Consider the following 24,888-nt stretch of genomic DNA (forward strand, 5'->3'; position numbering starts at 1 on the left):
ATCCCCCTCCCCCCTTGCCCCTACCCCCCTTGACGCCCTACAAGACCCCCAAGTTTTCAAAGACCAAAATACCCAAGGGAGGTGCCCATGCGCCGCGTCGTCATCACAGGTCTCGGGGTCGTCTCGAGCATCGGCAATAACGCCGAAGAAGTCCTCGCCTCGCTCAAAGCGGGCAAATCCGGCATCACCGCCAATGAGGACATGAAGGAATACGGCTTTCGCAGCCAGATTGCGGGCGACATCAAGCTCGACATCAAGGATCACGTCGAAAAGCGCGCCCTGCGGTTCATGGGACCCGGCGCGGCCTATGCGTCTATCGCCATGTCCCAAGCCATCGCGGACGCAGGTCTTGAGCAATCGGACATCGTGAACGAGCGCACCGGCCTGATCGCAGGCTCCGGTGGTCCCTCGACCTCGGCCATGTTTGCCGCCCATCAATCCGTCCTCGCGACCAAGGCGACCAAACGCGTCGGGCCTTTCGCGGTGCCCAAATGCATGGGCTCGACCATTTCCGCCAACCTTGCGACCGCCTTCCAGATCAAGGGCATCAACTATTCGATCACCTCGGCCTGCTCGACCTCCCTGCATTGCATCGGTGCTGCCTCCGAGCAGATCATCATGGGCAAACAGGACGTGATGTTTGCAGGCGGCGGCGAGGAACTTGACTGGACGCTGTCGTGCCTCTTTGACGCCATGGGCGCGATGTCGTCGAAATATAACGACACGCCCGAAAAAGCGTCGCGCGCCTTTGACGCCAACCGCGACGGCTTCGTCATCGGCGGTGGCGGCGCGATCCTGGTGCTCGAAGAACTGGAACACGCCAAAGCGCGCGGTGCGAAAATCTACGCCGAAGTCACCGGTTTTGGTGCCACCTCGGACGGCGCCGACATGGTGGCCCCCTCGGGCGAGGGCGGCGAACGGGCGATGCGTGTGGCCCTGTCCACCCTGGATAAATCGCGCAAAATCAGCTACATCAACGCCCATGGCACCTCGACCCCCGTGGGCGATGTGGGCGAAGTCGAGGCCGTGCGCCGCGTCTTTGGCACAGGGACGACCCCGCTGATCTCCTCCACCAAATCCATGACGGGCCACTCGCAAGGCGCAACGGGCGCGCAAGAAGCCGTCTATTGCCTGCTGATGTTGCAAAACGACTTTATCGCCCCCTCGATCAACGTCGACACCCTCGACCCCGCGATCAACGAAGGCGAAATCGCCACCAAACTGATCGAGAACGCCGGCCTCGACACGCTGATGACCAACTCCTTCGGATTTGGCGGCACCAACGGCTCGATGCTGATGAGCAAATTCACCGGCTGATCTGACGCCAGATCACGTGACGGGCGGTCCCTGCGCAGGGCCGCCCGTTTGCGTCAGAATCCCGCATTTTCTTGACGCTAGGACACAAACCCGCCATTTAGGCGCGGATTTACTCCACACCGCCTGCGGGCGACCTCCAAAACGAGGGACATATCATGTCTGATCTTCTCAAAGGCAAACGCGGTCTGGTCATGGGCGTCGCAAACGAACGCTCCATCGCCTGGGGCATCGCCAAAGCTGCCGCCGATGCGGGCGCAGAACTTGCCTTCACCTATCAGGGCGAAGCCTTTGGCAAACGCCTCGCACCTTTGGCCCAAAGCGTTGGCTCCTCCCTGCTGGTCGATGTCGATGTCACCAACCCCGACCAGATGGACGCAGCTTTCGCCACCCTGAAAGACACTTGGGGCAGCCTGGATTTCGTCGTGCATGCCATCGCCTATTCCGACAAGAACGAACTGACAGGGCGGTTCATCAACACCACCCTCGACAACTTCAAAAACTCGATGGCGATCTCCTGCTTCAGCTTCATCGACGTGGCCAAACGCGCCTCCGAGCTGATGCCGCAGGGCGGTTCGATGATCACCCTGACCTTCCAGGGCTCCAACACGGTCGTGCCGAACTACAACGTCATGGGCGTGGCCAAAGCGGCGCTGGAATCCTCGGTGCGCTACCTTGCCAATGACCTCGGCCCGCAGGGCATCCGCGTGAACGCGGTCTCGCCCGGCCCGATGAAAACCCTCGCCGGTGCGGCCATCGGCGGTGCGCGCAAGACCTATCGCCACGCCGAAGAAAACGCGCCACTGCGCTCGAATGCGACCCTTGAGGCCGTGGGCGGCACGGCCGTCTACCTCGCGTCAGACGCGGGGGCCTATACGACAGGTGAAATCATCCACGTCGATGGCGGCTACCACGTGATCGGCATGCCCCAAGAAGCCAACATCTGATTTCTTTCGGATAAAAATACCCAAAACGGCGCGCCTGTTGCCAAGGACGCGCCGTTTCACGGACCAGCGGACGCTCAGGCCTCGGGCCTGTCCCCGCAGCCCGCGCAGCCCTCACAGGCACGCGCATCCTCTTTGAGCTTGAAAAACTCCGCATCCCAGCGTGCGCCATCGTCGTGATCGATGAAATTGCCGTAAAACCGATGCGGATTTTTCAGTTTGCGCGCGTGTTTGATCGGACACCAGTAGTATTCGGTGCGTCCGGTAACCTCTTGAACATAGGCGGCAACCCCGTTGCAATATTCGCAATAGATACAGTTCAGCCGTTGGAGCGGATTGAGAAAGGCCAGCTTGCCACGATCCATGGCGATGTAGTCACGCCGGCGCACGCGCGGAATGCGATAGACGGGAAAGCAGGTCCATTGAAACACCGTCACGAACAGGTCGATCAAAACAAACGGGACGATCATCGCGTAGATAATCGGCGCGGTTAAAAATTCCCACGGGCGCAGGCGATGCAAGATATAGCTGCGCCACTGGGCCTTGTCGCGCGGTGGGTGGTTTTGGGGGGCTGTCGTGTCTGCAGAGGTTTGGAAACGGTCAAACAAATTTTGCATGGGCTAAAATCCTGAACTCAAAAAGGGGCGCCGCGACACGATGTGGCGACGCTTTGCGCCTCGCATCTGACAATAGTTCGGACCGTTTAAAAAGCCAGAGGTTGCCACATCGGAAACACTGCGTTGACGGCGTTGCGCAGGCCGGCTTTGCCTCATTTGCGCCACAATTCCTGCCCAATATCGACACGAAGCCTGTCGCGTGACCGCCCTGCGGTTTTGCGTTGGTCTACAGCTTTGGGGCCCTGCTGATTTGGGGCCTGCTGCTTTGGGGCCTGCAACTTTGGCACACCAAGGCGCAGGTCACAGGGGCATTGGCCAAATCATTCGATCCCGCGCAGACCTGCCAGTCGCGCGCGGCGCGCGGTGGGGGACCGCTATGACACTGCTTTTCTGCGCTCTCTTGATGTGCGGCGTCACCGTGGCCTTGCTGCGCGATGCCGTCAGCCTCCCCTCGGGCGGGCGGGTCGAAACCATCGGGTTTTCGGGGCGCGGCGTGATTGCCGCCTTTACCGCCTTTGTGGTGGTCGCCGTGTTCACCGCGCCGCTGATCGGCGCGGGTGTCTTGCTTGCGGCGATCCTGCACGACTTTGGCGCTGCATTTGCCTGCCGCAAGCTGGGGCACGCCGTTGCCCGCGTGCGCATCCTTCCCCAGCCCTTTTTCGGCCCGCCCCGCATCGACCGCCCCCATGCGCGCCTCTTTGACGAAGCCTATGTGGCGCTGTTTGCAGCCGCGATCGCCGTGGGGCCCATGGTGCTGTGTTTTGCCCTCTTTCACGCGCTGTCGGGCGCCCTGCCCCAAGTCGCGACCTTCGCCCGCGCCTTTGGCATTGCCATCGGCGCCTTCAACTTTTTCCTGTTGCTGCCGTTTTTGCCCCTTGGCGGCGGGCAGGTGATCCGCGCGATTTCACTGTCGGTCTGGCCCGCTTTGGGCGTGGGGTTGACGGTGTTCATGGCCCTGTGCTTCGGGTTTGCGGCCCTCAAAGAGCATTCTCTGGTGATGCTGGCGCTTGCCGTCACCGGCTTTGCCAGCCTGATCTGGCGCAGTCCCGCCCCCGGCGACCGCCTCACCAGCGACGAAGTGCTGCTTGTGCTCGCGGCCTATGCCTTTTGTCTGGCCACGCATTGGCTTGGGGGCTGGTGGCTGTTGCAGGCGATGCTCTAGCGGGCCATGCTGAGCGCAACGCAACTGCGGAGAACAAAATGCCCCATTTTACCAGCAGCGACGGGCTTGGGCTGGCCTATCATGTGCAGGGCAGCGGCCCACCCGTCCTTTGCCTTGCCGGCCTGACCCGCAACATGGCCGATTTTGACGATGTTGCGCAGCAGTTCCAGGATCGCGCGCAGATCCTTCGCCTCGACACGCGCGGGCGCGGTGGGTCCGGTTTTGCCAGCGATCCGATGACCTACACCGTGCCCTATGAGGCACGCGATGCGCTGGAATTGCTTGATCATCTCGGGCTGGAACAGGCGGCGATCCTTGGCACGTCGCGCGGCGGGTTGATCGCCATGGTGATCGCCGCCACCGCAAAAGAACGCCTTTCGGGCGTTATGCTCAACGACATCGGCCCCGTGATCGACCCTGTCGGGCTGGAACCCATCCTCGACTATCTGGGCAAGCGCCCCGCCTACCGCAGCTATGAGGAGGCCGCCCAAAACCTTCCCGCCGCGATGCCCGGCTTTGCCAATGTCACGCCCGCGCAGTGGCTTACCCATGCCAAACGCGTCTTTGGCCCCGTCCCGCAGGGCCAGGAACGGCTGTCGCTGCGTTATGATCCCAGGCTGCGCGATGCGGTCGCGGCCAGTTCGGCAATCCCTGCGCCGGACCTGTGGCCACTGTTTGACGCGTTTGGCGGCCTGCCGCTGGGGGTCATTCGCGGCGCGAATTCCGACCTGCTAAGCCGCGCGACCCTGAGTGAAATGATCCGCCGCCGCCCCGACATGATCGTCGCCGAGGTGCCCGACCGCGCCCATGTCCCGTTTCTGGACGAACCCGCCGCCGTTGCCGCGTTGAGCGCGTGGATCGAGGCCCTGACATGACGACCATCACCGCCATTCTGGCCGCCGCCGAGCGCGCCAAGGGCCATGTGCGCCGCACGCCTCTGCTGTCGTCGCCCTTTCTGGACGAGATCGCGGGGAAACGGGTGCTGATCAAGGCCGAATGCCTGCAACACACCGGATCGTTCAAGTTTCGCGGTGCTTGGGCCGCGCTCACGGCGCTGGACCCCGAAAGACGCGCAGGCGGTGTTCTGGCGTTTTCCTCGGGGAACCATGCCCAAGGGGTCGCTCTGGCCGCGCGGATGCACGGGGTGCCTGCGGTGATTGTCATGCCCGCCGACGCCCCGCAGGTAAAGCTTGCCAACACCCGCGCCCTCGGGGCCGAAGTGGTCACCTATGATCGGGTCACGCAGGACCGCGAAGCGATCGGCCAAGCACTTGCGACGGCGCGCAACCTCACGCTGGTCAAACCCTATGACGCCGAAATGACCATCGCGGGGCAAGGGACCTGTGGCCTTGAAATCGCCCAGCAGGCTCAAGAGATCGGCGTCGATCGCGCCGCTGTTCTGGTGCCTTGCGGCGGTGGCGGGCTGACCAGCGGCATTGCCGTGGCCTTGGCCGCGCTTGCCCCCGACATGCAGGTGATGCCCGTCGAGCCGCAAGGCTTTGACGATGTCGCCCGCTCGCTTGCCACGGGCAGCCCCCAGCGCAATGCGAGCCTGTCAGGATCGATTTGCGATGCCATCGTCACCCCGACACCGGGGGTACTGACATTCCCGCTGATGCAGCGGCACTGCGCGCGCGGGCTTGTGGTGAGCGATGCGCAGGCCTTGCAGGCCGTGGCGCGCGCCTTCGAGCGGTTGCGCATCGTGGTTGAGCCGGGAGGCGCGGTGGCGCTGGCAGCGGCCCTTACCCAGGCGCGCGACATCGCCGCCGATACGGTGATCGCCGTGGCCTCGGGCGGCAATATTGACGCCGCCACCATGGCGCAGGCGCTTGCCATGCAAAACTAGTTACCTTTGACAACTATTGACACTGCAAATGAAATCCCCGATCCTGCAGGCCAAGGATCGGGGAGGATTCCATGACGACGCAGCTCAAAACCCAAGTTTGCATCATTGGCGGCGGCCCTTCTGGCCTGCTTTTGTCACAGCTTTTGCACACCAAAGGCATCGACAGCATCGTGCTGGAACGCAAAACCCGTGACTACGTGCTCGGGCGCATCCGCGCCGGCGTTTTGGAACAGGGGTTCGTCGATCTGATGCGTCAGGCGGGTGTCTTTGAGCGAATGGATGCCGAGGGCTATGTGCATGACGGGACGATCCTGTCGTCTGGCGACGACGAGATCCACATCAATTTCACCGCGCTCACCGGCACACCGGTCGTGATCTACGGTCAAACCGAAGTGACGCGCGACCTCTACGACGCGCGCGAGGCCACGAATGGCCACATCGAGTTCAACGTCCAAGAGACCACCATCCATGACGCCGATAGCGCGGCCCCCTACGTCACCTTCACCCGCGACGGCGAACAGTTTCGCATCGACTGCGATTTCGTGGCGGGCTGCGACGGCTTTCACGGCGTGTCGCGCCAGACCATTCCCGCCGATGTTCGCCGCGAATACGAAAAGGTCTATCCCTTTGGCTGGCTTGGGATTCTTTCCCAAACGCCCCCCGTCGACGACGAGCTGATCTACGCCAATTCGCCGCGCGGCTTTGCCCTGTGTTCCATGCGCAACGCCCAGCTCAGCCGCTACTATTTGCAGGTCCCGCTCACCGACACCCCCGAAGACTGGTCTGACGAGGCCTTTTGGGAAGAGTTGAAAAAGCGCATTCCCAAGCGCGCCGCAGAGGCGCTGGTGACGGGGCCGAGCATCGAGAAATCCATCGCGCCGCTACGTTCGTTCGTCACCGAGCCGATGCGCTGGGGCAAGCTGTTCTTGTGCGGCGATGCGGCCCACATCGTGCCCCCGACGGGCGCCAAGGGCCTCAATACCGCCGCCTCCGACATCCACTACCTCTTTCACGGGCTGGTCGAACACTACCTCCAGAACTCGGACGCGGGTCTTGACGCCTACTCGCACAAAGCGCTAGCCCGTATCTGGAAAGCCGAGCGGTTCAGCTGGTGGATGACAAGCCTGCTGCACAGGTTCCCCGAGCAAACCGACTTCGATCGCAAAATGCAGGACGCGGAAATGGCGTTCTTGCGCGACAACGAAGCCGCCCAGCGCGCTCTGGCAGAAAACTACATAGGTCTGCCCTACTGATGAAACTGCCGATTGGCGATATCGAAATCAATGTTGTTGACTCGGGCGCACCGCAAGGCGCGCCCGTTGTCTTTGCCCATGCCCTGGGTCTGGATCTGAGCGTCTGGGACGCGGTGGTCGCCCTGATGCCCCCCCAATTGCGCCTGATCCGCTTTGATCTGCGCGGTCATGGCCAAAGCGAAGTCCCGCCCGCCCCCTACACGATGGGCGCGCTGGTGCGCGACGCAGAGGCCCTGCTGGATACGCTGGAAGTGCGCGATGCGGTGTTTGTCGGAAATTCCATTGGCGGGATGATCGCGCAGGGGCTGGCGGTCAAGCGGCTGGACCAGATCCGCGCTCTGGTGCTGTCCAACACCGCTGCCAAAATCGGCCAGCCCGCCCTCTGGGCCGAGCGCATCGCCCAGGTGCAGCGCTCAGGCACCGGCGCGATTGCTGCGGCGGCGTTGGACAAATGGTTCAGCCCCGCGGCACGCAAAACCGAGGCGGCGCAGGCCTGTGCGCGGCGCGTGGCCGAGACGGCGGCCGAGGGCTACACAGGCTGCTGCGCGGCGATCAGTGGAACGGATTTCTACACGCCGACATCGGGCCTGCGCCTGCCTGTTCTGGCGATTGCAGGCGGGCACGACGGGTCAACCCCGCCCGATCTGGTGCGCGAAACGCAGCTTTTGGTGCCCGGATCACAGTTCGCTTTGATCCATCGCGCAGGCCATCTGCCCATGATCGACCAGCCCGAGGCCTTCGCCCAAAGACTGACGGATTTTTTGCACGACATCGGCCATCTCTAAGCGTTGCCAAGCCCGCCGTCGCGGACATATCTTGCGCGCAGACTCTTTCGTGAAAGCCGGTGCCCCGTGTCGCAGACCATCCCCCCGATCGCCCCCGCTCCCGCGCGCGCCCGCTTGCCGCTGGTCTTCATTCTGGCCACAGTGGCGATTGACAGCATCGGCATCGGGTTGATCTTTCCGGTGATGCCCGAGTTGATCCGCGACCTCACGGGGCGCTCCTTTTCGGACGCCGCGCTGTGGGGCGGGGTGCTGGCGACCTCCTTTGCCGTGATGCAGTTTCTGTTCGGCCCCGTTGTGGGCAACCTGTCGGACCGCTTCGGGCGCAAACCCGTGCTGCTGTCGGCCATGGCGATCATGGCCGTGGACTATCTGGCCATGGCGGTGGCCCATACGATCTGGCTGTTGCTGCTCACCCGCACGCTGGCGGGGATCACGGCGGCGACCCATTCCACCGCGACTGCCTATATGGCCGATGTGTCCGCGCCCGAGGACCGCGAAACATCCTTTGGCTACATCGGCGCGGCCTTTGGCGCGGGCTTCGTCCTTGGTCCGTTGATCGGCGGGCTGTTGGCCACGGTGGATGTGCGCGTGCCCTTCTATGCCGCCGCCGTGCTGGCAGGGGTCAATTTCGTCTTCGGGGCGCTGGTCGTGCCCGAGTCCCTGCCCCGCGACAAACGCCGCGCCTTTTCATGGGGCCGCTCCAATCCGCTCGCCTCCTTTGCGGCCATCGGCAAGCTGCCGGGGCTTGCGCCGCTTTTGCTGCTGCTTGGCCTCTATCACTTTGCCTTTTTCGTCTATCCGGCGATCTGGGCCTTTTACGGGCAGGCCAATTTCGGCTGGGGGCCGGATAAGGTCGGCTATTCGCTGGCCACCTTCGGCATCTGCATGGCCATTGCCCAGGCCTTGCTGGTTGCCCCCGCGATCAAGCGCTTTGGCGCCTATCGCACCGCCCTTGGCGGGCTGGCGCTGGATGCCGTGGTGTTTGCCGCCTACGGGGTGATCACCGCGCCGCTGTGGATTTTCGTCTTTATCCCCATCTCGGCGCTCGGGTCGGTTGTCGGCCCCGCGATCCAGGGTATCATGTCGCGCGCTGCCCCCGACGACCAGCAGGGCGAATTGCAGGGGGTTGTCGCCTCCGTCATGGCGGTCGCCACGATCCTGTCGCCCTTGGTGATGACGTGGATTTTTGCCCGATTCACCCATGAAGGCGTGGCAATCCCGCGCCCCGGAGCGCCGTTTTTACTGTCCTCGCTCATGCTGATCTGCGCGATGGGATTGTTGGTCCTGTGGCAGCGAAAACAGCGCCCCGATGGCTGAGCGCGCAAGAACGGCGGGCGATTGGCCAAAGCCTGCCTAAAATGAATGCAGCGCTTACGGTATACAACGGCACACATTGACTTGCCCGCCCCCGCGATTTAAGCGGGAAGCGAGCGAGCGGCACAGGGCCGGATTCTGACCTGCCGCCCCACATCTGGCGCAACCCCCGAGCCACGTGGCATCGGGGAAAGGACGGAGAGACGATCCATGTCGACGAAAACCCCTGACATCATTTACACCATCGTAGACGAGGCCCCCGAACTGGCGCGCGGCTCCCTGCTGCCCATCGTGCGGTCCTTTGCCAAAGCGGCCGACATTACCATCGAGACCCGCGATATTTCCGTCGCAGGCCGCATCCTGGCTGTTTTCCCCGAGTATCTCACCGAAGATCAGCGCATTTCCGACGATCTGGCGGAACTGGGCGAGCTGGTGAAAACCCCCGAAGCCAACGTCATCAAACTGCCCAACATCTCGGCCTCCATGCCGCAGTTGAACGCCACGATCAAAGAACTGCGCGCCCAAGGCTACATGGTGCCCGAATACCCCGCGAACGCCGCCAGCGACGAAGAGAAATCGGTGCAAAAGCGCTATGATGCGATCAAGGGCTCGGCGGTGAACCCCGTGCTGCGCGAAGGCAATTCGGATCGCCGCTCGGCCAAAGCCGTCAAGGAATACGCCAAAGCCAACCCGCACCGCATGGGCGAATGGGTCTCCGATAGCAAAACCCATGTGGCCTCCATGTCCGGCAATGATTTCTTTGCCAATGAGGTCTCCGCGACCATCACCGCCGCGCAAGCGGGCGGTGCCAAGATCACCTTTACCGATGCCACCGGCACCCAGAGCGTTCTCAAGGACGGTCTGTCCTACAAAGAAGGCACCGTGGTTGACGCGACCTTCATGTCCGCCAAAGCCCTGCGGGCCTACATCAAGGATCAAATCGCCTCCGTCGAGCCGGGTGTTCTGTTCTCCGCCCACCTCAAGGCGACGATGATGAAGGTCTCCGACCCGATCCTCTTTGGCCATTTCGTGTCGGTCTACCTTGAGGATTTCCTTGCCAAACACGGCGAGACGGTCAAGGCGCTGGGGTTCAATCCCAATGGGGGCCTTGGCGGTCTGGAAGACAAGATCAAGGGCAACGCCGACCTCGAAGCCGACTACAAGGCGGCCATGGCTGCCAAGCCGCCGCTCTATATGGTCAACTCCGACAAGGGCATCACCAACCTGCACGTGCCCTCGGATGTGATCATCGACGCCTCCATGCCCGCCGTGATCCGCGCAGGCGGCAAAGGCTGGGGCCCGGACGGCAAGGAAGCCGACACCAAGTGCTGCATCCCCGACAATTGCTATGCTGGCATCTATGATGAAACCATCGAATACTTCAAAGAAACCGGCAAGCTGGACGTGACCACCTGTGGCGCGGTGTCCAACGTCGGTCTGATGGCGCAAAAGGCCGAAGAATACGGCTCCCACCCCACCACCTTCGAAATCCCCGCCAACGGCACGATCCGCATCGTGCTCGACAATGGCGATGTGCTGCACGAACAAACGGTGGAAGCGGGCGACATCTGGCGCTCGTCGTCGGCCAACAAGGCCCCGATCGAGGATTGGGTGAAACTGGGCATCGCGCGCACCAAGGTCACCGGCAAAGCCGCCTTCTGGCTGGATGCGACCCGTGCCCATGACGCGCAAATCATCAAAGCGGTAAAGCCGATTCTGGCCGCTGAAGGCATCGACATCCCGATCATGGCGCCGCGCGAGGCCACGCGCTTCACCCTTGAAGAGATGCGCAAGGGCAACGACGTTGTGACCATTTCGGGCAACGTGCTGCGCGACTACCTGACCGATCTGTTCCCGATCCTCGAACTGGGCACCTCGGCCAAAATGCTGTCGGTTGTGAAACTGATGCAGGGCGGTGGCATGTTTGAAACCGGCGCGGGCGGCACCGCGCCCAAGCACATGGATCAGGTGTTCGAGGAAAACCACCTGCGTTGGGACAGCCTTGGCGAATTCTGCGCCTTGGGCGAAAGCTTCAACTTCTTTGCCGAAGCCCGTGACAAACCCGCCGCTGCCGTGCTGGGCGCCGCTGTCGATATCGCCACGCAGAAACTGCTCGAAAACGGCAAGTCGCCGCAGGGCCGTGCGGGCAAAGACGACAACCGCACCTCGCACTACTGGTTCGCGCGCTACTGGGCCGAAGCCCTCGCCGTGCAGACCGAGGACGCTGCCTTGGCCGAACATTTTGGCAAGGTCGCCAAAGCCTTGGCCGATGGCGAAGAGGCGATCCTGTCGGAAATGCTGGGCGCCGAAGGCAAGCCCGTTGATCTGGGCGGCTACTACCACGCCGATCCGGCCAAGGTCGAAGCGGTCATGCGCCCCTCGGCCACGCTGAACGCCATCATCGGCTAAACCGTCCCATCCTCGCAAATTGGAAAAGCGCCGGAGCAATCCGGCGCTTTTTCTTTGGGCACATCGGGTCTGGGCCGCCGGACTGCACAGATGAAACGCCGCAATCACACTTGTGAAAGCGCGAAATGTGATACTTCATCTTTTTTACGCAAAAGCGCTACGCTAGGCTTTTTTCCGACGGCGCGCACCCCGTGCGTCCAACCCGCGCCTCCGTGCGACAGGACATCTATGACCGAACCTGCTTCCCATTCCGTGCTTCCCTTTGCGCCCCGCTCCTCGGGCGAAACCGCGCAAGACCAGCCCCCCCATGAGGCCAGTTTTCACAAAGCCGACTGGCCGTTTTACTGGATCACCCAGACCTCGGCGCGTTACATGCAGGTGATGGAAGCGCGTCTCAAAGACATTGGCATGGATATCGCCTACTGGCGCGTCCTCATGTCGCTCTATGAGGACCAAAGCCTGTCGATTTCGGAAATTTCCGCCTTTTGCATCATCAAACCCAACACGGCGACGAAAATCATCCAGCGCATGACCGCTCAGGAATTGGTCGTCACCGGCGCGCGCGCCAGCGACGGGCGCGTGACCGAAGTCACCCTGACCCAAGCGGGTCACGACATGCGCAAGAAAGCCCGCGCCATTGCCGACGAGGTGTTCAAGCGCGCCTTTGAGGACCTGTCACGCGAGGAGCAGATGGTGATGAACCTGCTGCTGGAACGGGTTTTCAAGAAACTTTGACCCGCCATCGGTGCACGCAAAAGCCCGCCCACAGTTCCCTGTGCGCGGGCTTTTTCAGCTAAGATCGACCTTTAGGCGAATTCGGGGCGCTCGCGCTTCATCTTGCGCACCATCGCGTCAAACAGCAATTCGGCAAAAGAGGAATTGTCTTTCAACCGCTGTGCATCCGCCGCGCAGCGCAGTTTGGTTTCTTCGGGCAGCACCGAATTGGGCCCCGGAATTCCCGCGGCAGCGCATTGTATTTCCGCCGCGCGCTGCACGGTCCACAGCAACATGAAGGTCAGCGGAATATCCGCCTCGCACACCGCGATGCCGTGGTTCTTCAACACCAGAACATGTTTGTCGCCCAGGCTTTCGAGCATCCGCGCGCGTTCGGTATCGTAAAGCGTGATGCCTTCGAACGTGTGATAGCCCACCCGCCCGTAAAGCTGCGCGCCATAAAAACTGTTATGGTCGATGGGAAAGCCTTTCATCGTGATCGCAGACAGCGGCGTGGTGTGGGTATGCACGATGCAGCCCACATCGGCGCGGTGTTCGTGGATCACACCATGAAGGGCAAAGCCCGCGGGATTGGCCTTGTAGCCCGTGTCTTCGATCAGCTTGCCATCGACCCCGACCTTGATCAGGTTCTGCGCCGTCACCTCGTCGTAGTGCAGGCCAAAGGGATTGACGAGATAGCTATGACCACCACCGGCGCTGTCGGGCAGGCGCACGGAAATATGGTTGAAAATCAGCTCGGTCCAGCCAAGATAGCTCACGAGGTGATAAAAATCGGCCAGCTGGACGCGCAACTCGGCTTCGGTTTTGCCCGCAAGCGGGTCGGCACAAACGGGCGCAGGTTTGTTCATCACAAAGTCCTTTCGAAAGAGGCAATTGAAGAAAGAGAGCGCAGCAGCGCGCCGGGATCGCCAAGTGGCAGGGCGCGCGCTGTCGACAGAGGGTCAAGCACCGCATCCACCAGCGGCATCGTCAGGCCACGCGCCTGCGCCATGTCGCGCGGCGCATGCACGATAGCATCCAGTTCCAGACGCCGCCCCGCGCGCGCGTCCTGCAGCATCGAGGTCGCAAAGTCACCGGCATCGAGCAACAGATCGCCCAGCCACGCGTTGTCGGGCAAGGCATAGCCAAGCGGCCTCGCCAGCGCGCGAAATTCATCCGCAAGGCCAAAGACAATGGCGCGCTGTACCGGATCGCTGCCCATCGCGCGCAGCGTTGCCCCCGTCAGCGCCGACAGCGGGTTGGTGGCAAAATTGGCCAGCAGTTTGACCATGACCTTTTGGCGGATCGCTTCGGGAACATCGACAGCCACACCACCGGCACGCAGTGTCCGCGCCAGTCGCCCAAGCGCCGCCGCATCCGCCCCCTCTGCGACAGGCGCAAGACTTAGCGTGGGCGTATTGTTGGAAATCGCGCGCCCCTGCGCGTCCAACTCGACGGTCATCAACAGCACCGCCCCCAAAACCTGCGCGGGGCGCAACAGCCGCGCCAGCGTGCCCTCGGGGTCGACGCAGGGCACCGCACCGGCGTCAGGATCATCCGCGAAGAACCAGAACGGCATGCCGTTGACCATCGGCACCACCTGCGTTTGCGCGCCGATTCCGCCTGCGTGCTGTGCAAGGGCTGCGGGCAGATCATGGGCTTTGACGCAGGCAAAGATCGCGTCCTGCGGCCGTTCCAGCCGCTCGGTCACCGCGACCTGCGCGCAATGCGGCGTGCCTTTGGCGATTAGGGTCAACCCGGTGTCGCGCACCGTCTGCGCCCGCGCGCCGCGCGCCACCAAGGTGACCTTTGCGCCGCCTTTGGCCAGCAGGACTGCCATGGCCGAACCGATATTGCCCGCGCCGATCACGGCGATTTCAAGAGGTGTCATAGGTCTGTCCTCAGGTCAAAAACAGGACGAGCGACGGCACAAGCGTCAACAGGGCCACGCGCACCACATCCATCATCACAAAGGGGGTCAGCCCTTTGAAGATCGTGCCAAGGCGCACATCGGGCACCACCGAGCGCAGCACGAAAGCGTTCATCCCCACGGGCGGCGTGATGTAGCTGATTTCGGTAACCATCACGACAAAGATGCCAAACCAGATCAGGTCGATGCCATGGGCCGCGACGATCGGGTAGAACACCGGCACCGTCAGCATGATCATCGACAGGCTTTCCAGCACACATCCCAAGAGCAGATAGATGCACAGGATCACGAGGATCAGCAGCAAACGGCTGTCGCCAAACCCGCCCAGAAAACTCTGGATGTCGCCCGTCATGCCCGACATGTTCACGTAGTTGGTAAAGGTCAGCGCGCCAAAGAGGATGAAAAACATCATCGCGGTGGTCTTGATCGTATCAAACAGGACCGACTGCAGCCCCGCCCAGCTGAACTTGCCGTGCAGAATGGTCAGCAACAGCGCCCCCGCTGCGCCCATGCCGGCACTTTCCGTGGGCGTGAACACCCCCAGATAAATGCCGCCCATCACGAAGACAAAGAGGATAAGCGCGCCCATTGTCCCCTTGAGCGCGCGCAGCCGTGCGCGCAGCGGCAGTTTGGATTCCACCGGCAGGTCGAGCTTGCCAAAGTGGATCGACAGGCGCACCGCGATGGCATAGCCGATGACACCGATCACGCCCGGAATGAGGCCCGCAAGGAACAGCTTGCCGATGTCCTGCTGGGTCAGAATGCCGTAAAACACAAGGATGACCGAGGGCGGGATGAGGATGCCCAGCGTGCCACCCGCCGCAATCGAGGCCGTCGAGAGCTGGTCGGGATAGCCGAACTTGCGCATCGACGGCAGCGAGATCCGCGTCATCGTCGCCGCCGTCGCCATGGACGAGCCGCAGACCGAGGAAAACGCCCCGCAGGCAATCACAGTGGCCGTTGCGAGCCCGCCCTTGCGGTGCCGCATCCACGCATAGGCAGAGGCGTAAAGTTCATCCGCGATACCCGATTGCACGACGAAATTGCCCATCATCAAAAACAGCGGCAACACCGACAGGGAATAGTCGCGACCATTGTCGAAAAACGCCGAGCCAAGCAGGGAAAGCGCGGGCAGCGGGCCAATGATGGCGATCAGGCCGACAAGCCCGATGCCTGCCAGTGCAAAGGCGATCGGCACCCCCGCAAAGAGCAGCGCCATGAGGATCGCCATGCCGATGGGCCAATGTTCCATGGAATTACCTTTTGCCTTTGAAGGACTTGAAGAGTGTGATGAGGGGGACAGCGGCGCTTAACGCGGCACCGACAACCGTGCAGATGGCACAAAAATAGCCCAAGGGTGCGATGGGAATCCGCAGCGACGAGGTCGATCCGCCATAGGCTGCGATCTGGTCCGCATAGACCCAGATGCGCCAGGCAACCACCACCAGCACCAGCGCCGACACCAGCCCGATGGCCGCTTTGCGCCAGGGTTGAAGCCGCTGGGCCAAACGGTCGGTGACCAGATCGACGGTGACATGTTCATTGTTCAGACTGACCGCTGGCAGGCCCAGAAAAATCGTCGCTGCGAGCAGCAGTTCGGTCAATTCCCCTGCCCCCGTCAGCGGCGCCGAGAAAATATAGCGCCCGATGACATCGACCACAGTGAGCGCCATCATCGCCATCAACATGACGCCACCGCAGGCCGCAATCACACGGTTCAGAACCTGCCCCGTGCGCGAGGGACTTTGTCCCCCCGCCGAGGGTTCCCCCGTAGACTGTTCCCCCGACAAGCTTGTGCCTGCCGGAGGGGTCGTTACATGTGCCGAGGTCAGCGGGCTCATTCTGCCGAAACCGCGTCGATTTCGGACAGAAACATGTCGTAGGCCGCCTGTCCGTCGATGCCGGTTTGCGACACTTCGGCGATTTTTGCCGCCACGATGGGCGAAAGCGTCTGCGTCCAAGCGGCCAGCTGGGCATCGGTCGCGGGCGTGATGGTGATTTTGCCGTCCATCGCGGTGACGCCCTCTGCATCCACACGGTCCCACATCGCCCCTGCCATGCGGGCCAAAGCCTCGCCCGTCACACCGTCAATCGCGGCTTGATCCTCGGCCGACAGGCTGTCCCATTTCGCCTTGTTCATGATGACGTAAAAGGAGGTATTGTAGAGGCCGCCGGGCACGGTAATCGCCGTGTCGAGTTGCGGGATCAACTTGAAAAAGCTGACGGATTCCGGCGGAAACAGAATTCCGTCCGCCACGCCTTGGCTGAGCAGCTCATAGGCTTTGGACGATGGGCCCTCGACAGGAACAGCCCCCAGCGCGGAGGCCACTTCGTGAACGATTCCGCCGCCAACACGCAGTTTCTGACCCTTGAGCACATCGGGGTCGGACACATCGACATCCTTGAGGAAAATTTCCCCCGGACCGTGGGTGAAAACGCCCAGAACCTTGACCTGATCGTATTCGCCCGCCTCTTTCAACAGGGCGTCAAAGGTGCGCCAATAGGCGACCGACATGGCTTCGGCGCTATCCCCGATAAACGGCAGCTCGGCGATATTGGTGGTTTTGAACCGGCCGGGGTTATAGCCCTGCACCCCGAAGGTGATATCGGCCACGCCGTTTACGGCAAAGTCGAAATGCGCGGCAGGCGGCCCCAGCGGTGCGGGCAGGATATTGGCGGTGACATTGCCACCTGTCGCCTCGGCGATCTGCTCGGTCAACGGAACGATCACATCCGACACCAGCGGGTGCGAGGGCGGCAACCAATTGGCCACGGTCAGCGTAGTCTGGGCAAAAGCGGGGAGCGAGAACATCAGCCCAAGCGCCGTCACGGCCGCTGTTTTGGGGAGGAGGTATTTCATGAAGCGTTTCCCTATTGGTGTGTTGGTCTTGTTGGTGGTGCCGCGTCATTCTTGCCCTCTTCTTGGCGGAGGGCCAGTGGTCGGCGGGTCGTCTGCACAGCTAAATCAACATGCCGCGCGCAAGTGGTGAAAATCGCGGCCAAACCAGATCAGCCCCTCGGCCTGTGGTTGTCCGATCGCGATATGCTGGACCTCGCAAAAGAACACCGAATGGGTGCCGACGCTCTTTTGATCGGTGATCTGACAGTCGAAAGCGACGGCGGCGTCTTGCAACACCGGCGCGCCGGTCACGCCCTGTGTCCAATCGCCCGTCGCAAAGCGGTCGTGATCGGAGGGGCGCGCGAAATGCCCCGACAAATCGCGATGCGCGCCGCTCAACACGTTGACGCACAGCGTGCCGTTTTTCACAAACAGGTCGTGGCTGCGGTTGGTCGTATTCACGCAGACCAGCAAAGTGGGCGGGCTGTCGGTGACGGAACACACCGCCGACGCCGTCATGCCGTGTTTGCCCGCAGGCCCGTCGGTCGTCAGCACGGTCACGGCCGCCCCCAGACGGCTCATCGCCTCGCGAAACAGGGCGCTCGTGTTCTCACGGGAATTCACATCAGACATCCAGCACCAACCGTTTCGAGCAGGCCCGCGAACAGCAGGCACAGATTTGATCGCCGTCCGCGCGCTCGTCCTCGGTGAGGAACATGTCGCGGTGGTCAATCTCGCCCTCGATCACATCCGTCACACAGGTGCCGCAAACGCCTTCCTCGCATTTCACCTCGATCTTGATGCCCGCCTTGGCCAGAGCCTTGGCAATCGTATCGGTGGGCCCGACGGTGACGGTGACGTCAGAGGCCTGCGCATAGACCTCGAAACTGTCGCCCGTCGTGTCCACATCGGCGGCGAAATATTCACGGTGGATGTGGTCGGGCGCATGGCCCTTGGCCTCGGCCGCCGCGATCACAGCCGCCATGTAGGCTTCGGGGCCACAAACATAGAGATGCGTGCCCGCGCTTGGTGCGGGGATATCCGCCAAAAGGTCCAGCCGCGCGCTATCCGAAGGGTGCAAGACCGTGCGCCCCGCAAAAGGCGCCGCCTCGACCACATCCAGAAACGCGGTGCGCGCGCGCGATTTGGTGGAATAGTGCAGCGTGAATGCCTTGCCAGCCGCCGCCAGTTCCAGGCCCATGGCAATCATCGGCGTGACGCCGACACCGCCGCCGTAAAGGACGCTCAGCTCGGCCTCGGGGGTGAGGGCAAAGTGATTGCGCGGCCCCGCGATGCGCAGGCGCTCGCCAAGTTTCGCCCCCTCGTGAAGGGCCAGCGATCCGCCACGGCTCTGAGGGTCGCGCAGCACGCCCAGCGTGTAGCTGTCGCGCGTTGCCGGATCACCACAGAGCGAATATTGCCGCCAGACCGGCCCCCCGACCATGTCCACCAGCACGTCGATATGCGCGCCGGCGCTAAAGCGCGGCAGGTCCGCGCCCGTAAGGGTCACGCGCAAAATATCGCCCAGATCTTTGTGGCGCGCGCTGACGATCACATCATGCTCAAGGCTTTCGGTCTCCGTTTGTGTCATCGCAACATCCCTCATCGCATGTACAACCCGCCGTTCACGTCCCAGCAGGCACCGGTCACAAAAGCCGCATCGCGCCCTGCAAGCATGACCACCATTCTCGCCACGAAATCGAGGCTTCCAAGCGCGCCCGTGAGCAGGTTTGCCAAAAAGCCGTCCATCTTTTCGGGCGGCACGATGGCATGCACCATCGGGCTGTCCATCGGCCCCGGAGAAATCGCGTTGCAGGTCACGCCAAAGGCGGCAAGATCGCGCGCAAACACTTTGGTCAGCGTCAGGATCGCGCCCTTGGACGCGGCATAATGTGCGCCGGTCGCCGTGCCGCCGTTCTGCCCCGCAAGCGAGGCCATGTTGATCAAACGGCCATAGCCGCGCTCTTTGAAATGGCGCCCGAAAATCTGACAGCCCGCAAAACAGCCGCCCGCATTGATCGCAAGGATCGCGTTGAAATCCGCAGGGTCGATGTCGAGAACGGGCTTGGCCTCGGTGCGCGCGGCATTGTTGACCAGCACTTCACAAGACCCCCAGCGCTCGACCACCTTGTCGAGCACGATTTGATAGTCCTGCGCCTTGCCAATATCGAGGCTGGCCGTAACGGCTGTCTCCCCCGCAAGGTCCAGTTCCAGCGCCAGTGCTTGCGCCGCATCGCCGTCGATATCGGTCAAGACCACGCGGTAGCCTGCGGCGTGCAGCGCCCGCGCCGCGACCGCCCCGAACCCGCGCGCAGCCCCCGTGACAACGGCGGTTTGGGTAACATCGGGCAAGGGCACGCCCATCAGAACAAATAGCTGATCGAGGTCAGCACTCCGTTGGAATTGAGCAAGCGCGCGACCTTGTCACGGATCGCAATGCCGGTTTCGCTGCGCACCAGCGTGTAGGTCAGGTTCACCGCGAAAATGCGCTGGCGGCCGAATTTATCCTCGACGACATGTTCAGCGCAGCGCAGCGTGATCGTGGTGTCATCCACCGCCTCGGCCACAAAGCGCGACAGGGTGCGCACGGTTTGCGCAGGCGGCGCGGCGGAGATCGAAAACCCGCCTTGCAGACGCTCGACCCGCATTTTGCGCATCGCCGCATCGTCATAGGCAATGTTGAGCATATTGGCGAAATCGTCGCCGGTTTTCTCTATCGGGATGACGTAGTGACCGCCATCGCCCCAAAGCGCAAGCCACGCATCGTAGTCGCAGGCGTCAAGCATATCGGCCTCGGCCCAAACGAATTCGACAGCCTCCTGAAGAGAAATCGCCAGATCGGTCACGGGAAAATCCTTCATTGTACCGCCTCCGGCGCATCCATCATCTTTTTCCATTGGGCATAGGCCGCGCGCATGCCGGTTTCCGCCGACACATCGCCTTTGGGCAGGCCGTTCTCGGAGGGCGTTTCCAAGCCCAGCCCACGGTTGACCATCACCGGCAAATCAGGGCCACCCGCCGAGCCGCGCTGCACGCGTTCCCACACTTCGGCATCATCGGGGGACCCGAACCCCATCGGCCCCTGAAAGTGTTCGTGCAGGCGCATCCGCATCTGGTTGGCCGCTTGCGGCCCCCCCTCCATCCCCAGCGCGATGTGGCGGATTTCGGTTTCATTCACCGCCACAGGGCGCAAAATCCGAAAAAACGACAGCGAACATCCCGCATTCGGGAACAGGTTCAGGTTGAACCCGCAGCCCCCCACGGCGCGCACGATCCGCTTGACCTGATCCTCGTCGTAATCCTTGCGCAATGTGGCGGCAAGATCTTGAAAACGCTCAGGGATCGGGGCGTCGAGATTTTCGTCCAGATCGTTCAGCTCGGGCATCATCACCATGACGGAATGCCCGTTCCCAAGGTCTTCGACCCAGCCGTCATCGTCATCGAGAAAGGAAAACTGTTCGGTTGCCTCGCCGTCGAGCGACTGCATGAAGGACTTGTGGACAACGGGAAAATGGTAGGCGTCGGTGGTGTTTTCCAACTGGATTTTCCAGTTCATCGGCACTTTGAACTGATGCTCGCCCAGCGTCTTGATCGGGAAACCGCCGCCCTGTTTCATGAACAGGCGAATCCAGGGTTTCGCATTGCCAAGGAAGTCTTCCAGCGGCTCCACATCCATGTTGAAGGACGCAAAAATCATGCCCTCGAAGGTCTCGACCTTCAGCTTTTTCAACCCGTAGTCTTTCTTGTCGAAATCGGTGTTATAGCCTTCGGTGTAGGGCACGCCGCGCAGCTCGCCGTTCAGCGCGTAGCCCCAGCCGTGATAGGGGCATTGAAAGGACGATGTCTTGCCTTTCTGGATTTCACAGACGCTGGCCGCGCGGTGACGGCAGCGGTTCACGAGCACATGCAATTCATTCTTGCGGTCGCGCGAAATAATGACCGGCTGGGTGCCGACATGGGACAGTTTGAACGAGCCTTTGTCGGGCACCTCCGAAACATGACCGACCCAAACCCACGCCTTGCCAAAGATTTTGTCCATCTCGAGGTCAAAGAGGGCCGGGTCTTCGTACATCGGGGTTGCGACGCGGTCGGGGGCGACCAATTCGTCCGTTTTGGGATAATCCAGAGACATCATCGAGCCTTTCTAATCATGCACGCTGCCGGTTGGCGACGGGATCTGCACGGGCTGGTTCCAATCGGACACCGCGCGGGCATAGAGGTTTTCAGTGGAAAAGCGGTGCATGCGCCACGCTTCGTTTTCTTTTTTAAAATCAATGACAAGCCTTGCCGCCATCACGAAGTTCTGCCCATCGGCAAAACGCGGCGTTTGCAGCATCAACCAGCGTCCGGTGACGCCTTCGTCCCTGTGGGTCAGCGACTCTGACGACAGGAAATGCGCGTTCATCGCGAAATGCGGCGGCGTGGTGCAAAACTGCGCCAGCCAGTCCACAATCGCCGCCCGCCCGTGATGCTGACCGAAATCCGCCGCGTAGCGCGCCCCCGCCCCGCCCCAGACCGCGCCCTCGGTAAACAGCGCAGCCAGCGCCTCTAGGTCGGTGTTGGCATCCAGCCGGTCGCAGATGTCCATGTAATCGGACAGGCAGGCACGACAGGCGCTTTCGGCCTCAAGCCGCGCGACACGGTGCAAAAGGGCGGCAAGATCGCTCACAGCTGCGGGATCTCCAGCGCGCGCCCCATGCGGGCCTCGACCGTCATATATTTCCACAGCCGATCATTGCCCTCCCCGACCACGATGGTGCGCAGCAGGTTGCAGGCCGCTTGTACGTCCTCGCGTGTCGGGAAATCGGCCAGAATATACCATGTGTAGGGAAAGCCCTGCGTGGCCCCGACCAGCGTCTGATCGTCGTCAAAAGTGCCCACAATCGTGACGCCCTCCATTTTGTCGATCCCCGACATAAGCTGTTGGGTTGCCGTCCAGACGGGGCCGATCTGATCGAAGGGCAGAGAAAAGAAAGTGGGGTGGTTGTTAAAACAAAGCAGGGTACGGATCATGTTGTTGCGTCCTTTTTCGGGGATCAAATCAAATTGGAATATCTATGGAAAACCCGGCGGGGTCTGTTCGCCAAACATGGCCGCGCCCGCGCTGGTCCAGGTGCCTTCCCCCATGAAAGCGTGTTGGGCCACGCAGGCCGCATCGACCATCAAACGGCCCAGGGGGTGATCGGCCATCATCGCACTGGCGCCGCCCATCACAAAGGCCAGCCGCGCCACCTCGGCGCCCTCATGGGCGGCCACCGTCGAGGCAAGGCGCAAGCGCACATGGGTCTCGCGCGACACGTTTGGCGCGTGCTGCAATTCGTCCCAGGCCTGCGCCGTGGCGTCAAAAAACTGCGCCCGCGCGCCGGCCAGTTTGCCTTCGGCGCGCGCCAGATGCGCCTGGACATAGGGCCGCGATCCCGCCGTGGGCGCACCCGTAATCGAGGCCTTGCCTGCCGCTTCATTTCTTATGAAATCAAGGGCTTCACGTGCAGCCCCAAGGGCGACCACCGCCAAAACCTGCGCCGCCAGCGCCATCGCGGGATACCGGAAAATCGCATCTTCCATGACCGAGGGCGCACCGCGCACAAAGGTCCAGTCCTCGGGCACCACGACCTTCTCGACGACCAGATCATGGCTACCAGTCGCGCGCAGGCCGATGGTGCGCCATGTTTCGTCAATCGTGATCCTGTCGCGCGGCATCACCGCCGTGCGCGGCAAGGGCGTGTCATCGCCGTCCACCTTGATTCCGCCACCAAGCAGATCCGCCCCCATCGCGCCGGAACACCAGGACCAACGCCCGCTGACTTGGACTCCGCCCGCAACGCGCAGCGCCTTTTGCGGCGGGAACAGGCCGCCTGCAAACACGGTATCGGGATTATTCCCGTAAATTTGCGCAAAAGTTTCGGGCGGAAGGGCGGCCAGATAAGTGGACGACACCCCGAAACTGGCCACCCATCCGGCCGAGGCATCCGCCGCCGAAATGGTTTCCACAAGCTGGAGAAACGCCATCGGCGTCAGCGCGTCCCCGCCGAATTTCGTGGGAACAAACGCGCGGTACACCCCGACGGATTTGAAACCCTCGACGATATCTTGGGGGATATGGCGCAGGCGGTCGAACTCTGCGCGCCGCCGGCGGATCGTGTCACACAGAGCGGTGAGCGCTGCGGCCTTTCGCGCAAGGGCTGGCTCGTGTCGGGTCATCGGGTACACTCCGTTTGGCGGTCAGAAAGGGCCGGATCGGCCAGATGTCGGGCAAGGCGTTCGGCCACGGCGCAGAGCCGCGCATCCTCGCCTTTGCGCCCCACCAGCTGCAGACCCGCCGCAAGCCCCTCGGCGGTGCGCAGCGGAATGGTAAGCGCGGGGTGGCCCGAAAGGTTGAACGGGCGCACCAGCGATGTCAGCGGGATCAGGGACTGCGGATCGCGCGCCTCGTCGAGCGTTGGCGGCACGCAGGGCATGGTCGGCAAGACCAGCGCATCCACCCGCGCAAGCGCTGCATCGACTTCGTCACAAAACCGCGCGCGCACGGCCTCGGCCTGGTCCACCTGCGCATCCGTCACCGCGAGCGCGGCAAGGATGCGCGTTTTTACATCCGCCCCCAGCGTCGCGTTTGAACGCGCCAAATGTCCGAATTCATTCGCTATTTCAGCGTTGATCAAAACGAGGCCCGCATTGAAAGCCGCCTCGAGGCTCGGCAGGGCAACATAGGGAACATCCCAAGGCTCAAGCGCGCGCTCAACGGCCGCAAGCACATCCGGCTCCGCCGCCACGGCGACACCGTTGAGAGAAAAATCCTCCAGAACAACCGGCTCGAAAGCGGGGATCATCAGGCTTGCCGCCTTGGTCAACATCGGCGCAGTGGCGGCGAGCGGACCGATACAATCCAGCGTCGAGGCCCGCGGAATCGCGCCGCGCCTGTCTACCGAACCAAAGGTCGGCTTTAATCCGAAAGTGCCACAGCAGCACGCCGGTTGGCGGATCGAGCCCCCCGTGTCGGTGCCCACGGCGAAATCACAAAGCCCCGCCGCAACGGCAGCGGCCGCGCCCGAAGAGGACCCTCCCGGAATGCGGTCCGGCCAAGTCGGATTGAGCGCGGTGCCCGCATAGGCGTTCACGCCGGACACGCCAAAGGCCAATTCATGCATGGTGACCGTGCCCTCAATGGCGCATCCCTGCTCGAGAAGGCGCGCGACAATCGCACTATGCGCCGTTTCAACGGGCGCGTCCTCAAAGGCATGGGACCCGCAGCGTGTCGCAACACCTTGGACGCCAAGGCACTCCTTGATCAGAACCCGCGGCGCCTCCCCGCCAAGCGCGAGGCGTCTGGTAATCGTCTGGGGATCGGTCACGATCTGGGGCATGGTGGTCCTTACGCTCTGCGGCTCAACTTATGTGAATATTACGCAATATCTCGGACCGAGATAGCGCGCCTTGCCGCGATGGCCGCATTTCGGGCGAGAGGCCGCGGATCACGGCAGCCTCGTGCAAAATTTAATATGAAATTTCATCTAGTTGACGCGCACTGCCCAAATCGCGTGCGATTTGTGAACCTGCGTCAAAACAGCCTTTTTTCTGAGACTTCCCGCCTCGAAAAAGGATTAGACCCGCCGCGCATCGCAGGCCGCAGCACGGGTTTGGGGCAGTTTTTCAAGCTGAGTCGGCGCCAGATGCGTGCCACAGGCTCCCCGCTGCCCATATGCCATCACCGCGGGATGCTCTGCGCGCGGCGCAATCGCTCACGGGGGAAAACTACCCCTGATA

General features: G+C 62.3%; 25 protein-coding genes. 10 read left to right on the forward strand and 15 right to left on the reverse strand.

Features of this window, described 5'->3' with window-relative positions; translation table 11 throughout:
• The first annotated feature begins 87 nt into the window (after positions 1–87).
• Positions 88–1,317 (forward strand): beta-ketoacyl-ACP synthase I, encoded by a 1,230-nt coding sequence (fabB, locus tag AQS8620_RS13160; RefSeq protein ID WP_085837385.1) that lies wholly within the window; start codon positions 88–90, stop codon positions 1,315–1,317.
• Positions 1,318–1,472: 155 nt separating this feature from the next.
• Positions 1,473–2,261 carry an enoyl-ACP reductase FabI gene (locus AQS8620_RS13165; protein ID WP_085837387.1) on the forward strand — a complete coding sequence of 263 codons (789 nt, stop codon included), beginning with the start codon at positions 1,473–1,475 and terminating at the stop codon, positions 2,259–2,261.
• A 74-nt stretch (positions 2,262–2,335) separates the two neighbouring features.
• Here the strand turns inward: AQS8620_RS13165 and AQS8620_RS13170 are convergent, their stop codons facing one another.
• Positions 2,336–2,875: a hypothetical protein gene (locus AQS8620_RS13170; protein ID WP_085837389.1), complete on the reverse strand. Its 540-nt coding sequence runs from the start codon at positions 2,873–2,875 to the stop codon at positions 2,336–2,338.
• Between the two features lie 376 nt (positions 2,876–3,251).
• Here AQS8620_RS13170 and AQS8620_RS13175 point away from each other — a divergent pair, with 376 nt between their 5' ends.
• From AQS8620_RS13175 to AQS8620_RS13210, 8 genes are all read left to right on the forward strand, one after another.
• A complete protein-coding gene (locus tag AQS8620_RS13175; RefSeq protein WP_143267526.1) occupies positions 3,252–4,037 on the forward strand; it encodes a hypothetical protein in 786 nt (261 codons plus the stop codon).
• 38 nt (positions 4,038–4,075) lie between these two features.
• Positions 4,076–4,912, forward strand: coding sequence for an alpha/beta fold hydrolase (locus tag AQS8620_RS13180; protein ID WP_085837606.1), 837 nt, complete (start codon positions 4,076–4,078; stop codon positions 4,910–4,912).
• The gene (locus AQS8620_RS13185; RefSeq protein WP_085837393.1) at positions 4,909–5,883 is read left to right on the forward strand and encodes a threonine ammonia-lyase; all 975 of its coding nucleotides are present in this window, start codon (positions 4,909–4,911) and stop codon (positions 5,881–5,883) included. Before AQS8620_RS13180 ends, AQS8620_RS13185 begins: the two co-directional genes overlap by 4 nt.
• Before the next feature lie 71 nt (positions 5,884–5,954).
• On the forward strand, positions 5,955–7,136 hold the full coding sequence (gene pobA / locus AQS8620_RS13190; protein WP_085837395.1) for a 4-hydroxybenzoate 3-monooxygenase: 1,182 nt from the start codon (positions 5,955–5,957) through the stop codon (positions 7,134–7,136).
• Complete coding sequence (gene pcaD / locus AQS8620_RS13195) at positions 7,136–7,921, forward strand: 3-oxoadipate enol-lactonase (protein WP_085837396.1); 786 nt, start codon at positions 7,136–7,138, stop codon at positions 7,919–7,921. The genes pobA and pcaD overlap by 1 nt, the downstream gene beginning before the upstream one ends.
• Positions 7,922–7,987: 66 nt before the next feature.
• Positions 7,988–9,238 (forward strand): TCR/Tet family MFS transporter, encoded by a 1,251-nt coding sequence (locus tag AQS8620_RS13200; RefSeq protein ID WP_234990490.1) that lies wholly within the window; start codon positions 7,988–7,990, stop codon positions 9,236–9,238.
• Positions 9,239–9,445: 207 nt separating this feature from the next.
• Positions 9,446–11,644, forward strand: coding sequence for an NADP-dependent isocitrate dehydrogenase (locus tag AQS8620_RS13205; protein ID WP_085837397.1), 2,199 nt, complete (start codon positions 9,446–9,448; stop codon positions 11,642–11,644).
• A gap of 228 nt (positions 11,645–11,872) precedes the next feature.
• Entirely contained in the window at positions 11,873–12,379 is a 507-nt protein-coding gene (locus tag AQS8620_RS13210) for a MarR family winged helix-turn-helix transcriptional regulator (RefSeq protein WP_085837399.1), read from the forward strand.
• A gap of 71 nt (positions 12,380–12,450) precedes the next feature.
• On the opposite strand, the gene AQS8620_RS13215 is transcribed toward AQS8620_RS13210, so the two are convergent.
• The 14 genes from AQS8620_RS13215 to AQS8620_RS13280 form a co-directional block, all read right to left on the reverse strand.
• The gene (locus AQS8620_RS13215; RefSeq protein WP_085837400.1) at positions 12,451–13,227 is read right to left on the reverse strand and encodes a class II aldolase/adducin family protein; all 777 of its coding nucleotides are present in this window, start codon (positions 13,225–13,227) and stop codon (positions 12,451–12,453) included.
• Positions 13,227–14,249, reverse strand: a complete 1,023-nt coding sequence (locus AQS8620_RS13220; protein ID WP_085837401.1) for a ketopantoate reductase family protein — start codon at positions 14,247–14,249, stop codon at positions 13,227–13,229. The genes AQS8620_RS13215 and AQS8620_RS13220 overlap by 1 nt, the downstream gene beginning before the upstream one ends.
• Before the next feature lie 10 nt (positions 14,250–14,259).
• Positions 14,260–15,540 (reverse strand): TRAP transporter large permease, encoded by a 1,281-nt coding sequence (locus tag AQS8620_RS13225; RefSeq protein WP_085837403.1) that lies wholly within the window; start codon positions 15,538–15,540, stop codon positions 14,260–14,262.
• Between the two features lie 4 nt (positions 15,541–15,544).
• Positions 15,545–16,129, reverse strand: a complete 585-nt coding sequence (locus tag AQS8620_RS13230) for a TRAP transporter small permease (protein WP_085837404.1) — start codon at positions 16,127–16,129, stop codon at positions 15,545–15,547.
• A complete protein-coding gene (locus AQS8620_RS13235) occupies positions 16,126–17,148 on the reverse strand; it encodes a TRAP transporter substrate-binding protein (protein ID WP_085837406.1) in 1,023 nt (340 codons plus the stop codon). Before AQS8620_RS13235 ends, AQS8620_RS13230 begins: the two co-directional genes overlap by 4 nt.
• 105 nt (positions 17,149–17,253) lie before the next feature.
• A complete protein-coding gene (locus AQS8620_RS13240) occupies positions 17,254–17,751 on the reverse strand; it encodes a flavin reductase (RefSeq protein WP_234990491.1) in 498 nt (165 codons plus the stop codon).
• Position 17,752: 1 nt separating this feature from the next.
• Positions 17,753–18,718, reverse strand: coding sequence for a PDR/VanB family oxidoreductase (locus tag AQS8620_RS13245; protein WP_143267527.1), 966 nt, complete (start codon positions 18,716–18,718; stop codon positions 17,753–17,755).
• An 11-nt stretch (positions 18,719–18,729) separates the two neighbouring features.
• The gene (locus AQS8620_RS13250; protein WP_234990498.1) at positions 18,730–19,485 is read right to left on the reverse strand and encodes an SDR family NAD(P)-dependent oxidoreductase; all 756 of its coding nucleotides are present in this window, start codon (positions 19,483–19,485) and stop codon (positions 18,730–18,732) included.
• A gap of 5 nt (positions 19,486–19,490) precedes the next feature.
• Positions 19,491–19,988 carry an aromatic-ring-hydroxylating dioxygenase subunit beta gene (locus AQS8620_RS13255; RefSeq protein ID WP_143267528.1) on the reverse strand — a complete coding sequence of 166 codons (498 nt, stop codon included), beginning with the start codon at positions 19,986–19,988 and terminating at the stop codon, positions 19,491–19,493.
• Positions 19,985–21,262 carry an aromatic ring-hydroxylating dioxygenase subunit alpha gene (locus AQS8620_RS13260; RefSeq protein WP_234990492.1) on the reverse strand — a complete coding sequence of 426 codons (1,278 nt, stop codon included), beginning with the start codon at positions 21,260–21,262 and terminating at the stop codon, positions 19,985–19,987. Before AQS8620_RS13260 ends, AQS8620_RS13255 begins: the two co-directional genes overlap by 4 nt.
• Positions 21,263–21,271: 9 nt before the next feature.
• Positions 21,272–21,796: a nuclear transport factor 2 family protein gene (locus AQS8620_RS13265; RefSeq protein WP_085837414.1), complete on the reverse strand. Its 525-nt coding sequence runs from the start codon at positions 21,794–21,796 to the stop codon at positions 21,272–21,274.
• Positions 21,793–22,140, reverse strand: a complete 348-nt coding sequence (locus AQS8620_RS13270; RefSeq protein ID WP_085837610.1) for a hypothetical protein — start codon at positions 22,138–22,140, stop codon at positions 21,793–21,795. Before AQS8620_RS13270 ends, AQS8620_RS13265 begins: the two co-directional genes overlap by 4 nt.
• 42 nt (positions 22,141–22,182) lie before the next feature.
• A complete protein-coding gene (locus AQS8620_RS13275) occupies positions 22,183–23,328 on the reverse strand; it encodes an acyl-CoA dehydrogenase family protein (RefSeq protein WP_085837416.1) in 1,146 nt (381 codons plus the stop codon).
• On the reverse strand, positions 23,325–24,488 hold the full coding sequence (locus AQS8620_RS13280) for an amidase (RefSeq protein WP_085837418.1): 1,164 nt from the start codon (positions 24,486–24,488) through the stop codon (positions 23,325–23,327). The genes AQS8620_RS13275 and AQS8620_RS13280 overlap by 4 nt, the downstream gene beginning before the upstream one ends.
• Between the last annotated feature and the right edge of the window lie 400 nt (positions 24,489–24,888).

The organism is Aquimixticola soesokkakensis (assembly GCF_900172375.1).
Classification (GTDB): Bacteria; Pseudomonadota; Alphaproteobacteria; order Rhodobacterales; family Rhodobacteraceae; genus Aquimixticola; species Aquimixticola soesokkakensis.